An 11,776-nucleotide genomic window follows, 5' to 3' on the forward strand; every position below is an offset into this window, starting at 1 on the left:
GCGAAGGGCATGCCGTTAGAACGGCGTGCCTTTTTGTTTTGAATCCAACAGCGCGGCCCGCTGGATGGTCTGCCGGCCGTATTTGGCGCGGATGCAGTCTACAGCCGCTTCCAGTCTTCCATCCTGCCGGACCGGGGCGGTCGGTCTTCCCAGCAGATCGGCAAAGGAAAGCTGCCGGTTTTCCTCCCCGCCAAACCCGGACAGCGTGACCCCCAGCAGGCGGACAGGCCGCCCGTTCCAATGCTTTTGGAACAGAACGCGGGCGGTTTCGTAGATCGGCACGGGCAGATCGGTGGCGGGGACGGACGCCTGCCGCGTCACCACGGAAAAATCGGCGTATTTGATGGCGATGTGCACGGTCGTGCCTTTTTTCCGATGCCGCCTGGCCCGCTCCCCCACGCTTTCGGAGAGAGCCAGCAACACCTTTGCCGCCTGCCCGCAGTCGGTCACATCCTCCGCCAGCGTGGTGGAACGTCCGATGGATTTCATCGCATCCTGCTGATGGGGCGTGACGGGGGACGAATCTTTCCCCAGCGCGTGAGCATAGAGTTCCACACCCCATTTGCCGTACCGGGCCTTCAGCGTCTGCTCGCCGCAGTACACCAGATCGCCAACGGTCACGATTCCCCGGCTGGTGAGCTTTTCTTGCATCTTCCGCCCCACACCGTACAGCTCGCCCACCGGCAACGGCCAGAGCTTTTGCCGGACTTCCGACGGCCAGAGCGCGGTGATGCCGCGCGGTTTTTTCATATCGGCGGCCATTTTGGCAAGAAACTTGTTTTCGGAGATGCCGATGGAACAATCCAAACCGGTCTCCTCCCGGATCACCGCCATGATGCCGCCGGCCAGTTTGACCGGCTCCATTCCCGCAGGCAGGCATCCCGTCAGATCGAGCCACGCTTCGTCGATGCTGTTCCGCTCGAGCACAGGTGTGTAACGCTCCAGGATTGCCATCACGCTCCGGGAACACGCTGCATAATATGCGTGGTCGGGCGAAACAAGCCGGAGCGCGGGACAAAGCCGCTTGGCCTGGTAGGTGGTCATCGTGGTCCTCACGCCATAGGCACGGGCGGCGTAATTGGCCGTGAGGATAATGCCGCTGCGCCGCTCCGGGTCGCCCGCCACGGCGGCCGGAACGTCCGCAAGCGATGAATCACGCACAGTCTCGCACGAGATGAAGAAGGCGTTCATATCCACAAGAAAAACCAGTTTCATCGCAGCCACGGCTCCTTTCCGACGCAGGTCTGCCCGCTTCCCTACCTGCATGATAACAAACCGCCCGGCATTCGTCTAGAAAATGTCTGCAAAAAATGTCCTCCGCATAAGCGGAAGACATTTGCCTGATACCCACATGCATACATCGCCCCGCCCGGTGTGAACGGAAAGCAGCGAGAGAAAACACAAAAGCAAATGCGCCCGCAAAGCTGCGGGCGCGTCCTATTTACTGGGGCGGGTGGTCTTATAGGATTTACGGCACAACCCCAGTGAAATCAAGGCTTCACAGGCAGTCGGCGAGCAGTATTTACGTTCAAAGTTAAAGAAATCAGCAGTGTTTTGAGGACATTTTGTGAGCACGGAACGTTCTTTTGGTATTATTGAACAGCTTTTGCTTTTATTCAATTTTACCCTAACTTGGTTGATGATGCAAGCAACACGTAATACACTATCAAGGTGATATATAATATTTGCAATTTTAACAAATTTGTTTACCGATTTACTTTTAGCTTAAAGCGCCAGCTTGAGTGGAGAGGAACATGCAAATGAGAAATCTATTGGAAAAGAAGCCCGTCTTGCACGCAATCCTGTGGATCATTCTTTACATTGCGGCAGTCAACGTGGGAGACATAGTATCGGGAACGACAGGAATAACATGTTTGACAGGTGTGATTCTGATCGTCCTGTCGATCGTTCTGTTTCTTTATCTGAAGAAAACTCAGCGGCTTACGTACTACGGAATTTGCAAGGTCACCGCACAGGATGCTCGCAGAGCCTTGCTTTATATCCCACTGGCTGTGCTGGCGTTCATCCAGCTTCTTTCTGGAGTGCCCCGTACTACTACGCTGGCTGATGTTGCCGTTTCGTGCCTGTTAATGATCGGCACCGGCTTTATTGAAGAAGTGATTTTTAGAGGGCTCCTTTATCAAAGTATCGCGCAAAGACGGGGCATCGTCGCTGCAATCCCGATTTCCGGAATCACCTTTGGCCTTGGCCACATTGTCAACTTGCTGCGTGGGTATACATCCACGGTGCAAGCGGAGCAGATTGTGACAGCCATCGTGATCGGGATTGCCCTTGCCATGCTGGTAGCAATCACTCGATCGATAATCCCGGGCATCCTATTCCATATCATGTTCAATATCACCGGCACCATCACGGATACCAACGGTAATGCGCAAACCCGCCTGCTCATTGCCATTTTGGCAATCGGCGTGCTCTATACTGTCTGGCTGATCAAATTCCTTCCGAAGAAGAAAAAACAGCGCAAATGACATGACGCTTATTCATAGGATAAAAGTGCTATCACTCGCACCTCATTTGCAAGTGTTCTTAATAGGATTTGTATCCCACGAACCTGCACAAACACAGGCACAACAAAGCCCGACGATTTAAAATCGTCGGGCTTTCGATGGAGCGGATGACGGGGCTCGAACCCGCTACCTCCACCTTGGCAAGGTGGCGCTCTACCAGATGAGCTACATCCGCATATCAACACGTTTTTGTGTATCCGCCGATCAAGCGGCGATATTTATTATATACAAGCCCGGCAGCTTTGTCAAGGCTTTGTAAAAAATTGTGTCAATCATCCCGGCACGACCGCGTCAATTACATGCGGCGCGCTTGCGCAATAAGGCGCCAGGCAGCAATGCGCGCACTCCGGCTGCCGGGCCTTGCACACGGCGCGCCCGTGCCAAACCAGCCGGTGACAGAACATGGAGGATTTTTCCGGCGCAATGAGCTCACGCAGGCGCATCTCCACCCGCTTGGGATCTTTGGTATCCACCAGCCCCAACCGGTTGGAGATGCGGATGCAGTGTGTATCGGCCACGATGGCGGGCTGGCCGTAGATATCCCCCATGATGAGATTGGCTGTTTTACGCCCCACGCCGGGCAGCCTGACGAGCGCTTCCAGAGTATCTGGCACGCCGCCGCCGTATTCCGTCACCAGTATCTGGCACATGCGCACGATGTCGCGCGCCTTGGTGTGATACAACCCGCAGGAATGGATAATGGATTCGATGTCCGCAATGTTCGCCCCGGCAAAATCCTCGGCCGTATGATAGCGCGCAAACAGGTCTTTGGTGACGATATTCACCCGCGCATCGGTGCATTGCGCGGAGAGACGGGTGGCGATCAGCAGTTGCAGCGCATCCCGGCTTTCCAGCGAACAGGCGGCATCCGGATATGCGGTTTCCAACGCCTGCACGATATAAGCGGCACGCTCTTTGATATCCATAGGAAGCTGCTCCTTTCCGGGGCGGGATTCGACTAAAACCGTATCCTGTATTATAACACGGATCGTCCGAAATGCCAACGCCGGGCCCCGCCGGCTTTTGCCGCTCTGCGAAACCGATGCGAAAAGCTGGTCTTGCAAAAAAAGAGCAATCGCCCGGGCCAGCCGAAATCGACTTACCTGGGCGATTTGCTTTGGAGCTGGTGATCGGACTCGAACCGATGACCTGCGCATTACGAATGCGCTGCTCTACCAACTGAGCCACACCAGCAAATGCAGGACGATGCCCGCCCCCGGCCACACCCGCCGGGCATGCAGCCCGAACGGCTGCGCGCTGTGAATAAAATGGAGGCGCCACCCGGAATCGGACCGGGGAATGAAGGTTTTGCAGACCTTTGCCTTACCGCTTGGCTATGGCGCCATAAAAGAAAAAATCCCCCGAGTCGCTGCAAAAAGCGGCCGGGAGAAACACACGGGGTCTGTATCCCGCCGGCCTGCTGGCGGATAATCCGCTGGAGCGGATGACGGGGCTCGAACCCGCTACCTCCACCTTGGCAAGGTGGCGCTCTACCAGATGAGCTACATCCGCATAATTGGTGCCTCCGGGCGGAATCGAACCACCGACACGGGGATTTTCAGTCCCCTGCTCTACCGACTGAGCTACAGAGGCACACGATGGCGACCCGAAGGGGGCTCGAACCCCTGACCTCTAGCGTGACAGGCTAGCGTTCTAACCAACTGAACTACCGGGCCATCTGTGACTTTTCCACCTCTGCGAGCTGAAAAACGAACCCGCAAAGAATGGGACAGCGCTATTTATTATAATAGAATCCACTTCTCTTGTCAATATATTTTGCAATCATTTTTCACAAAATCAAAAAAGAACCTCCACGGTCATCGCCGCGGGCAGACAAACCGCCCCCCGCAGAACATCTGCGGGGGGCGGTTTGTTGGTTATGTTCAGCCGTTCATGGTCTCCACATGCGGCTCGGCATCGGCCTGGGCCACGGCCTCTTCATATTTCTCCAAGATGGCCGACTCGATCTGTGTGCGCGAATCGCTGGAGATCGGGTGCACAATATCCTGGAACCGGCCGTCTTCCGAGCGGCGGTTTGGCATGGCGACAAAAAGCCGCTCCACACCCTCGATGACCTTCAAATCATGCACGGCGAATTCCCCATCAAATATAATGGAAACGATCGCGCGCACCTTGCCTTCGGAAAAAAGTTTTCTGATTTTGATATCCGTGATGTTCAACTGCAAGTCCTCCTAAAAATGTCGTCCGAAAAACGGCTCGATCCATGTAAAAGCATATAAGACGCAAACCGGGCGGTTCCCTGCCCATAGTGTGCGGCGAAAAACAACCGTTTATACATTTTTACCCAACAGAAGCGATTTGGCGGAAAAGTGGTTTATTTTTACCGGCAATGGTCGTATAATATGCAGGAACTGTACGTGCTTTCCATGCACACAGCCCGCACGGTACAAGTTTGAGAGGAGTTAATCGAAACGTGAACGAGAATATATTGGCGCATGTAAAACGTGTCCATTTTATTGGCATCGGTGGCTCGGGCATGAGCGCGCTGGCCGGCATCCTGCACCGGGAAGGGTTTTCCCTCACCGGCTCGGACAACAATGAATCCGACACGCTTGCGCAGATACGCAAGCTGGGCATCCCGGTGCAGATGGGCCACCGCCCCGAAAACATCGGCAACGCCGAAATGGTGGTCTACACCGCCGCCGTACATGAAGACAATCCGGAAATCCAGGCGGCGCGTGCGAAAAATCTGCCGCTGTTCAGCCGGGCGGAACTGCTTGGCCTGCTCAGCCGGCATTATGCCGACACCTTCGCCGTTTCGGGCACACACGGCAAAACCACCACCACCAGCATGCTCACCCAGATCCTCATGATGGCCGGGAAAGACCCCACCGCCGTCATCGGTGGAAAGCTGCCGTTCATCGGCGGCAGCAGCCGGATCGGGGCAACCGACCTGATGGTCTGTGAGGCCTGCGAATTCCAGGATTCGTTCCTGACCCTGCACCCGGCGGTCTCCGTTATCCTGAACATCGACAACGACCATCTTGAATACTTCAAGTCCATGGAAAACCTCATCGAACATTTCGCCCGCTTCGCCGCTCAGACCGGTAACGCGCTGATCTACAACGGAGACGATGCCAACACCCTGCGCGCCGTCCGCAATGCGTCAATTCACAAAATCACATTCGGTCTTGACCATGCAAACGACTATTCTGCGGACAATATCGGAGTGGTTGACCGGCACCTCACATTCGATCTTCTGCGCGGCGAGCAGACGATGGCACATATCACATTGAAGGTGCCCGGCAGGCATAACATCCTCAACGCACTGGCAGCCTGCGCCGCCGCCGCCTACGCGGGCGTGCCCGACGCCGTCATTGAAGAAGGACTCAACGCGTTTTCCGGCGCCGGACGGCGGTTTGAAGTGCTGGGCAGAACGGCAAACGGCACCACCGTTGCGGATGACTATGCCCACCATCCCACCGAGCTCTCCGCCACCCTGCGCGCCGCCAAGGATCTGGGCTATGCGGCCGTGTGGGCGGTGTTCCAGCCGTTTACCTTTTCACGCACCGCCATGCTGCTGGACGATTTTGCCGACGCCTTGCGCATCGCGGACAAGGTCGTGCTCTCGCCCATCATGGGCTCGCGCGAGGTCAACACCTACGGCATCCGCTCCGAGGACCTTGCGGCCAAAGTGCCGGGCAGCGTCTGTCTGCCGGATTTCGATGCCATCGCCGCCTATGTGTCCGAGCACGCCGGGCCTCACGACCTGGTGCTGACACTCGGCTGCGGCGACATCTACAAGGCAGCCAAGCGGATGCTGCGCGCATCGGCGTGACCCCTCCACCCTGCCTGCCCCCGGCTGTGAAGCCGGGGGCTTTTTGGCGCGGCGGGAAAACTCAGTTGCCCGTCGCGGGCCTCGGGATACCACAGAGGTCCCGGACCACTTCGCCAGCCAGAATGAGCCCCGCCGCCGCCGGCACAAACGCCGTGCTGCCTGGAATCTGCCGCCGGACCGTGCAGGTCCGCTTGGTGCCCTCGGGGCAAACGCAGTTGTATTTGCAACTGGTTTCCTCGTTTTCGCGCGGACGGATGGGAATCTCGCGGGAATAAACCACCTTGAGACGCGGCACGCCGCGGCGGCGCAGTTCGTGCCGCATCACCTTGCAGAGCGGGCAGACAGACGTTTCGTAAATGTCCGCCACCTCCAGTTTGGTGGGGTCGAGCTTGTTGGCGGCTCCCATGCAGCTGATGACCGGAATGCCCGCTTCCATGGCGCGCGTAACCAGATCGAGCTTGGCGGAAACCGTATCCACCGCGTCGATGATGTAATCCCACCGTGTGTCGAACACGTCCGCGGCGGTCTGTTCGGTATAAAAAACCTTGCGCACGTCCACCCGCGCGCGGGGATTGATGTCCCGCGCGCGCGCGGCCATCACATCCGCCTTATACCGGCCCACCGTCTGGTGCGTCGCATGCAGCTGGCGGTTGATATTGGTCAGACAGATGCGGTCGTCGTCCACCAGCGTAAGCGATCCGACGGCGGAACGCGCCAGCGCTTCGACGACATAAGACCCCACGCCCCCGATGCCGAAAACCGCCACGTGCGCCGCGGCCAGCCGCTCCAGCGCCGGCTTTCCGATCAGCATCTCCGTCCTGGAAAATTCATTCAACATATGGTATCCTGTTTGCTTTTGCGCGAAAACCGGTGCAATAACGTTTGGTTCACCTCACATCATTATAGCATAAATATCCACCGAAAAAACAAGAGGGGACGCCGGTTGCAAAAAAAATATTTTGGCAATACGGTAAAAAGCCGGGACCCAAATAAGCAGGGCATTCGCACAAACGGCCGCCGCAAAGCCGCAAAAAAATATAGGCAGAATGCATATTCATTATACCGAGCCTGTTTTATTTTACAAGGAAAATTTCCTTTTTTTGTAGCTTTGTCACGTAATTGGTCGCAAAATATCGAATTTTGTGCATAAAATTTATTTGATTTGAACACATTTCACCTTTTCTGCGAAATCCGGTGGAAAAATCAGAGCGGGCGTTTGACCCAGGTCTTCCCGCCGTCCGTAGTAACGAAAACCGCGTCTTTTTGCAAAACAAACCCATCGGAAAGGCTCACAAACTGGAGCTGCAGCGCATCGGCCGGCAGCGTGGCGCTCTCCACCCGCTTCCAGCCGCCCTGCGCCTGGAAACGATAGAGCACCGGTTTCCCGCCCGCGCGCGAAAGCGCATAGATCGTCTGCGCATCCGGCATGCTCACGCTTTTGGCATCCAGCGGCAGGTCGGTGAGCAGTTCGGTCAGCTTGCCGGCCACCGAGCCGTCGGGCGAAAGGGTGTAAAAAACGTCACGCATGCGGGCATCCGCCGTCTCGGTCTTTCCTTTTGCCCCGGCGGCCGGCGTGCCGTTCTGCACACTGAGCATGGCAACGCGCGCGTCGGCTGCCATGCGCACCGGCACATACGTGGGAACCACGTCGGTGAAGCGCGGGGAAAGGCCGCTGTCCTGTTCTTTCCACGTTTTGCCGCCGTCGGTCGTGGCCAGCATGAAAACCGGCGCCGCCGAACCATTGATAAACAGATAGGCATGCGAAGCATCGGCAAGCGCCAGAGTGTTCTGCCCGTTCGGCATGCGCAGGCTGTCCGCCTGCTTCGTAAAGCTGCGCGCGCCGTCTTTGGTGGCAAAAACAACGGATTCATGGCTTCCCGCCGCAGGGTCGCCCGCCAGGATAAGCAGGCCGTTTGAGCTGCTGGCCATGGAGAAACCGTCCACGCCGCGCGTAATGCCCTCCGCACTGAAATACGGCGCACCCGAAAGCGCGAGGTGCCGCCAGTTTTTCCCGCTGTCCGCCGTGGCATAGACGGAGATGCCCGTCAGCGCTTCCTCGTCGTGGACAGCCTTGGCCAGCGCAAAGGCATGGGTAGCATCCAGAAAATCCGCTGCGCCGCCGTCATAAAACGGCGCGGCGGCATCCCAGCTTTTCCCGCCGTCCGTCGTGTGGAAGAGGTTCTGCCCGTCGCTGCGCCAGCCGTTCTGCGTATCCGCCATATACAGCGACAGGTCGGCTGTTTTCTGCCGCTCGGTGATCCAGTCGTTTGCCGTCTGCACAAAAGATTGCATATCCTCGTGCGTGGGCAGAACGGTTTTTGCGGTCGGCCGGCCCGCCTGCCGGACATACGCCGTGCCCACCCCCGCTGCGGCCGCCGCCAGCACGGCGGCGACCAGCAGCGCAATGTATTTTCCACGCATGGTTTCGACATCCTTCCGTCACTTCACCCGCCGCAAACACCTAAGCAAAGCGGGTGTTTCACTTTTTTCTGACATCAGTATTTTTGCCATTTTTGCGCATACTAATCACACAAATCAGGAAACCGCCGGGAAAAACAGACGCGGGAGGGCGCAAAATGGACAACCACACGCAATCGTATTGGGAAAAAACGGTCGGACGCACAGCGTATCCTGCTCTGGAGGCCGACGCCAAGGCCGACGTGCTGATCGTCGGCGGCGGCATCACCGGTGTGAGCTGCGCATACCATCTGGCCCGGGCGGGCGCTTCCGTGCTGCTGACGGAGGCGGACACACTGGGCTGCGGCACCACCGGGAAAAGCACCGGAAAGGTCAGCGCGCTGCATGACGTCTTTTACGGGCGGCTGAGCAAGCTACCTGGAAAAACGACGGCTTCGCAGGTGGCGCGCACACAGCGCGAAGCGGTGGACTTTGTGAAGCAATTTGCGCTGAGCTGCGAACTGGACTGCGGCTTTGCCGAAAGCGACGCCTTCCTCTTCGCCCGCAGCGAAGAAGAACGGCAGGCTGTGGAGGACGAGTTTGAGGCCGTGCGCAAGGCGGGGCTGGACGCGCGCTTCCTCTTCCGGCCCGACTTTCCCCCGCAGGGCATCTGCGCCACCGTGATGTTCGGGCAGGCCGTCATCCACCCGCTGCGCTACCTGCAGGCATTGGCGGATGCCGCCGTCAAGCAGGGCGCACAGCTTTGCGAGCAGACGCGCATCACGGATGTGGCTTCGGGAAAAATGGTGCGCGCGGTGTGCGAAAACGGCATGCGCATTGCGGCGCGCCACTTAATCCTGGCGACGCAATACCCGCTGTGGGAACAATTCGATACCTATTTCACACGGCTTTATCCGCGCCGCAGCTACGGCGTGGCGGTGGAACCGGAAAACATCTGGCCGGCCGGCAGCTACATCAGCGCGGGCGGCCCGATTCGCTCCATCCGCACCGTGATCGAGGGCGGAAAAAAGATCCTGCTGGTGATGGGCGACGGACATACCACCGGGCGGGACGAACACGACTGGGACGGCGGGCGGCATTTCGAGGCCCTCACGGATTATGCACAAAAACTGGCGGGCCCCTACTCGCTGCTGGCGCGCTGGTCGGCGCAGGATTACCAGACACCGGACGGCATCCCCTACATTGGGCCGGTCGCGCCGCAGTCGAATATCTATGTGGCGACCGGCTTCAACAAATGGGGGCTTTCGAGCGGCACGCTTGCCGGCATCCTGCTCACCGACTGGATCACCGCCGGGAAAAGCGTGCGCGGCGCACCGTATGACCCCGCGCGCCTGCATCTGGCCGGTGCGGCCACGCTGACGGGCGAGCTTTCCGGACAGGTGGGCGCGCTGGTGCGATCCAAGCTGAAAAAACCGGGCCGAGCGGAAGATCTGAAGCCCGGAGAGGGCGGCGAGGTGCTGTTCAATGGGAAAAAGGCCGGGGCCTACCGCCATCCAGACGGCCGGCTGACCGTACTGGACATTACCTGCACCCATCTGGGCTGCACCCTCACCTGGAACGAAACCGAAAAAAGCTGGGACTGCCCCTGTCATGGCGGCCGCTTCACCGCCGAGGGCGAGCGGCTGGAGGGACCGCCGCCCAAAGGGCTGCACGTTTTTCTCCGCAGGCAGGACGGGCTGCCGGAAAGGGCCGACGTCCCTGATACGCGTCCGCATGGCTAAGCGGGGCACCCCGGTGCCAACCGGCGCAGGCGTTTGCCCGGAGAACGTGGAAGCCCTGCTGCGTGACGCGCTGCAGAACGACCGCTTCACGCTTGCCTATCAGCCGCAGGTTGACCTGCAAACGGGTCAGCTGGACGGAGCGGAAGTCCTGCTTCGCTGGCTGCCGCCCACAGGCGCGCCGGTACTGCCGCCCGCGTTTATCCCCACCGCAGAAGCAACCGGGCTGATCCACCCCATCGGAGAATGGGTGCTGCGCACCGCCTGTGGGCAGACACACCGGTGGAATGCCAACAACCGCCCGTTTCGACTGGCGGTCAATCTTTCGCCCAGGCAGTTCTCCCGCGCCGAGGAGATCGTCCTTGCCGCACTGCGCGAAACGGGACTGGACCCCGGGCGGCTGGAACTGGAGATCACCGAACAGAGCGTGGCGGAGGATCTCCCGGCGGCAGCCGGCGTCCTGCGTCGGCTGAACGCGCTGGGCGTGCGGCTCGCGCTGGACGATTTCGGGACCGGCTATTCCTCGTTGCAATATCTGGCGCGCCTGCCGGTGCACACACTGAAGATCGACCGCAGTTTCGTGGCCGGGATGATCCGCACGGCCAAAGCGCGTATCATCGTCGAAAACATCATCCGGCTGGCGCACGGCCTTTCGATGCGTGTGGTGGCCGAGGGTGTGGAAACGCCCGGGCAGCGCGATCTGCTGCGGCGGCAGGGATGCGATCTGGCGCAGGGTTTCCTCTATTCCCGCCCGCTGGCGGGGAAAAAACTGCGCATGCTGCTTACCCGGCCGGAGCCATGCGTGCAAACCGCAGGTTGACCAAGGGCGCGGAAAGAGTGCTTCTTTCCGCGCTCTTTTTATTGTGGAATCCTGTTTATCCGACGGAACCGTCCCCTTGACAGCTTTCCGTTTCCATGATAAACTATTTATTTGTCGGGTCGTCCGTCCTGTTTTTCTGCGGGACGGCGCCGCATCCTTGCCGCTCTATGCGGCCTTATGTCCAAAAGGAGGTGCTTTTCATGGCAACCATCAGCAAGTACGAAAGCGTGATCATCTTCAAACCCAATCTGGGTGAAGAAGCGACCTCGGCGCTGCTTGAAAAATTCAAGACGCTGGTGTCCGAAAACGGCACGCTTGAAACGGTCGATGAATGGGGCAGACGCCGTCTGGCCTATCCCATCGAAGATGAAAACGAAGGCATTTACGTGCAGTTTCTTTTTTCATCCGACAACACTTTCCCGGCTGAATTGGATCGTCAGCTCAAGCTTAGCGACGGCGTGCTGCGCTCACTCATCGTGCGCAAATAAGGAGC

The 11,776-nt window shown here is 58.5% G+C and carries 10 protein-coding genes and 6 tRNA genes; 5 read left to right on the forward strand and 11 right to left on the reverse strand.

The window, feature by feature from the left end:
• Positions 1–15: 15 nt before the first annotated feature.
• Positions 16–1,215, reverse strand: a complete 1,200-nt coding sequence (dinB, locus tag ETHHA_RS12585; RefSeq protein ID WP_013486341.1) for a DNA polymerase IV — start codon at positions 1,213–1,215, stop codon at positions 16–18.
• A 545-nt stretch (positions 1,216–1,760) separates the two neighbouring features.
• On the opposite strand from dinB, the gene ETHHA_RS12590 reads away from it, so the two are divergent.
• The gene (locus tag ETHHA_RS12590; RefSeq protein WP_013486342.1) at positions 1,761–2,489 is read left to right on the forward strand and encodes a CPBP family intramembrane glutamic endopeptidase; all 729 of its coding nucleotides are present in this window, start codon (positions 1,761–1,763) and stop codon (positions 2,487–2,489) included.
• A 138-nt stretch (positions 2,490–2,627) separates the two neighbouring features.
• On the opposite strand, the gene ETHHA_RS12595 is transcribed toward ETHHA_RS12590, so the two are convergent.
• The 8 genes from ETHHA_RS12595 to spoVG all read right to left on the reverse strand — a co-directional run bounded on the left by ETHHA_RS12595 (position 2,628) and on the right by spoVG (position 4,708).
• Positions 2,628–2,703 (reverse strand) — tRNA-Gly (locus ETHHA_RS12595).
• Positions 2,704–2,800: 97 nt separating this feature from the next.
• Positions 2,801–3,454, reverse strand: coding sequence for an endonuclease III (gene nth, locus ETHHA_RS12600; protein ID WP_013486343.1), 654 nt, complete (start codon positions 3,452–3,454; stop codon positions 2,801–2,803).
• Positions 3,455–3,646: 192 nt separating this feature from the next.
• Positions 3,647–3,722 (reverse strand) — tRNA-Thr (locus tag ETHHA_RS12605).
• A 75-nt stretch (positions 3,723–3,797) separates the two neighbouring features.
• Positions 3,798–3,872: transfer RNA gene (locus ETHHA_RS12610), tRNA-Cys, on the reverse strand.
• Between the two features lie 92 nt (positions 3,873–3,964).
• A tRNA-Gly gene (locus ETHHA_RS12615) sits at positions 3,965–4,040 on the reverse strand.
• Positions 4,041–4,045: 5 nt separating this feature from the next.
• Positions 4,046–4,121 (reverse strand) — tRNA-Phe (locus tag ETHHA_RS12620).
• A 6-nt stretch (positions 4,122–4,127) separates the two neighbouring features.
• Positions 4,128–4,204: transfer RNA gene (locus ETHHA_RS12625), tRNA-Asp, on the reverse strand.
• Between the two features lie 207 nt (positions 4,205–4,411).
• Positions 4,412–4,708, reverse strand: a complete 297-nt coding sequence (gene spoVG, locus ETHHA_RS12630) for a septation regulator SpoVG (RefSeq protein ID WP_013486344.1) — start codon at positions 4,706–4,708, stop codon at positions 4,412–4,414.
• A gap of 254 nt (positions 4,709–4,962) precedes the next feature.
• Between spoVG and murC the strand changes: the two genes are divergently transcribed.
• Positions 4,963–6,327: a UDP-N-acetylmuramate--L-alanine ligase gene (gene murC, locus ETHHA_RS12635; protein WP_013486345.1), complete on the forward strand. Its 1,365-nt coding sequence runs from the start codon at positions 4,963–4,965 to the stop codon at positions 6,325–6,327.
• A 61-nt stretch (positions 6,328–6,388) separates the two neighbouring features.
• On the opposite strand, the gene ETHHA_RS12640 is transcribed toward murC, so the two are convergent.
• Both ETHHA_RS12640 and ETHHA_RS12650 read right to left on the reverse strand, forming a co-directional pair.
• Positions 6,389–7,165, reverse strand: coding sequence for a tRNA threonylcarbamoyladenosine dehydratase (locus ETHHA_RS12640; RefSeq protein WP_013486346.1), 777 nt, complete (start codon positions 7,163–7,165; stop codon positions 6,389–6,391).
• A gap of 365 nt (positions 7,166–7,530) precedes the next feature.
• The gene (locus ETHHA_RS12650) at positions 7,531–8,748 is read right to left on the reverse strand and encodes a beta propeller repeat protein (protein ID WP_013486347.1); all 1,218 of its coding nucleotides are present in this window, start codon (positions 8,746–8,748) and stop codon (positions 7,531–7,533) included.
• A 155-nt stretch (positions 8,749–8,903) separates the two neighbouring features.
• Between ETHHA_RS12650 and ETHHA_RS12655 the strand changes: the two genes are divergently transcribed.
• The 3 genes from ETHHA_RS12655 to rpsF all read left to right on the forward strand — a co-directional run bounded on the left by ETHHA_RS12655 (position 8,904) and on the right by rpsF (position 11,771).
• On the forward strand, positions 8,904–10,466 hold the full coding sequence (locus ETHHA_RS12655; RefSeq protein WP_013486348.1) for an FAD-dependent oxidoreductase: 1,563 nt from the start codon (positions 8,904–8,906) through the stop codon (positions 10,464–10,466).
• Positions 10,467–10,479: 13 nt separating this feature from the next.
• The gene (locus ETHHA_RS12660) at positions 10,480–11,283 is read left to right on the forward strand and encodes a putative bifunctional diguanylate cyclase/phosphodiesterase (RefSeq protein ID WP_159033379.1); all 804 of its coding nucleotides are present in this window, start codon (positions 10,480–10,482) and stop codon (positions 11,281–11,283) included.
• A 200-nt stretch (positions 11,284–11,483) separates the two neighbouring features.
• Positions 11,484–11,771 carry a 30S ribosomal protein S6 gene (gene rpsF / locus ETHHA_RS12665; protein ID WP_013486350.1) on the forward strand — a complete coding sequence of 96 codons (288 nt, stop codon included), beginning with the start codon at positions 11,484–11,486 and terminating at the stop codon, positions 11,769–11,771.
• The last annotated feature ends 5 nt before the right edge of the window (positions 11,772–11,776 follow it).

The sequence above is a fragment of the Ethanoligenens harbinense YUAN-3 genome, assembly GCF_000178115.2.
In the GTDB taxonomy this organism is placed as follows: Bacteria; Bacillota; Clostridia; order Oscillospirales; family Ethanoligenentaceae; genus Ethanoligenens; species Ethanoligenens harbinense.

Excerpts from the sequence above, each read along its gene's own strand:
- rpsF (WP_013486350.1), top strand. The coding sequence starts at position 11,484 with ATGGCAACCATCAGCAAGTACGAAAGCGTGATCATCTTCAAACCCAAT.
- ETHHA_RS12655 (WP_013486348.1), top strand. The coding sequence starts at position 8,904 with ATGGACAACCACACGCAATCGTATTGGGAAAAAACGGTCGGACGCACA.
- ETHHA_RS12640 (WP_013486346.1), bottom strand. The coding sequence starts at position 7,165 with ATGTTGAATGAATTTTCCAGGACGGAGATGCTGATCGGAAAGCCGGCG.
- ETHHA_RS12650 (WP_013486347.1), bottom strand. The coding sequence starts at position 8,748 with ATGCGTGGAAAATACATTGCGCTGCTGGTCGCCGCCGTGCTGGCGGCG.
- dinB (WP_013486341.1), bottom strand. The coding sequence starts at position 1,215 with ATGAAACTGGTTTTTCTTGTGGATATGAACGCCTTCTTCATCTCGTGC.
- ETHHA_RS12590 (WP_013486342.1), top strand. The coding sequence starts at position 1,761 with ATGAGAAATCTATTGGAAAAGAAGCCCGTCTTGCACGCAATCCTGTGG.
- nth (WP_013486343.1), bottom strand. The coding sequence starts at position 3,454 with ATGGATATCAAAGAGCGTGCCGCTTATATCGTGCAGGCGTTGGAAACC.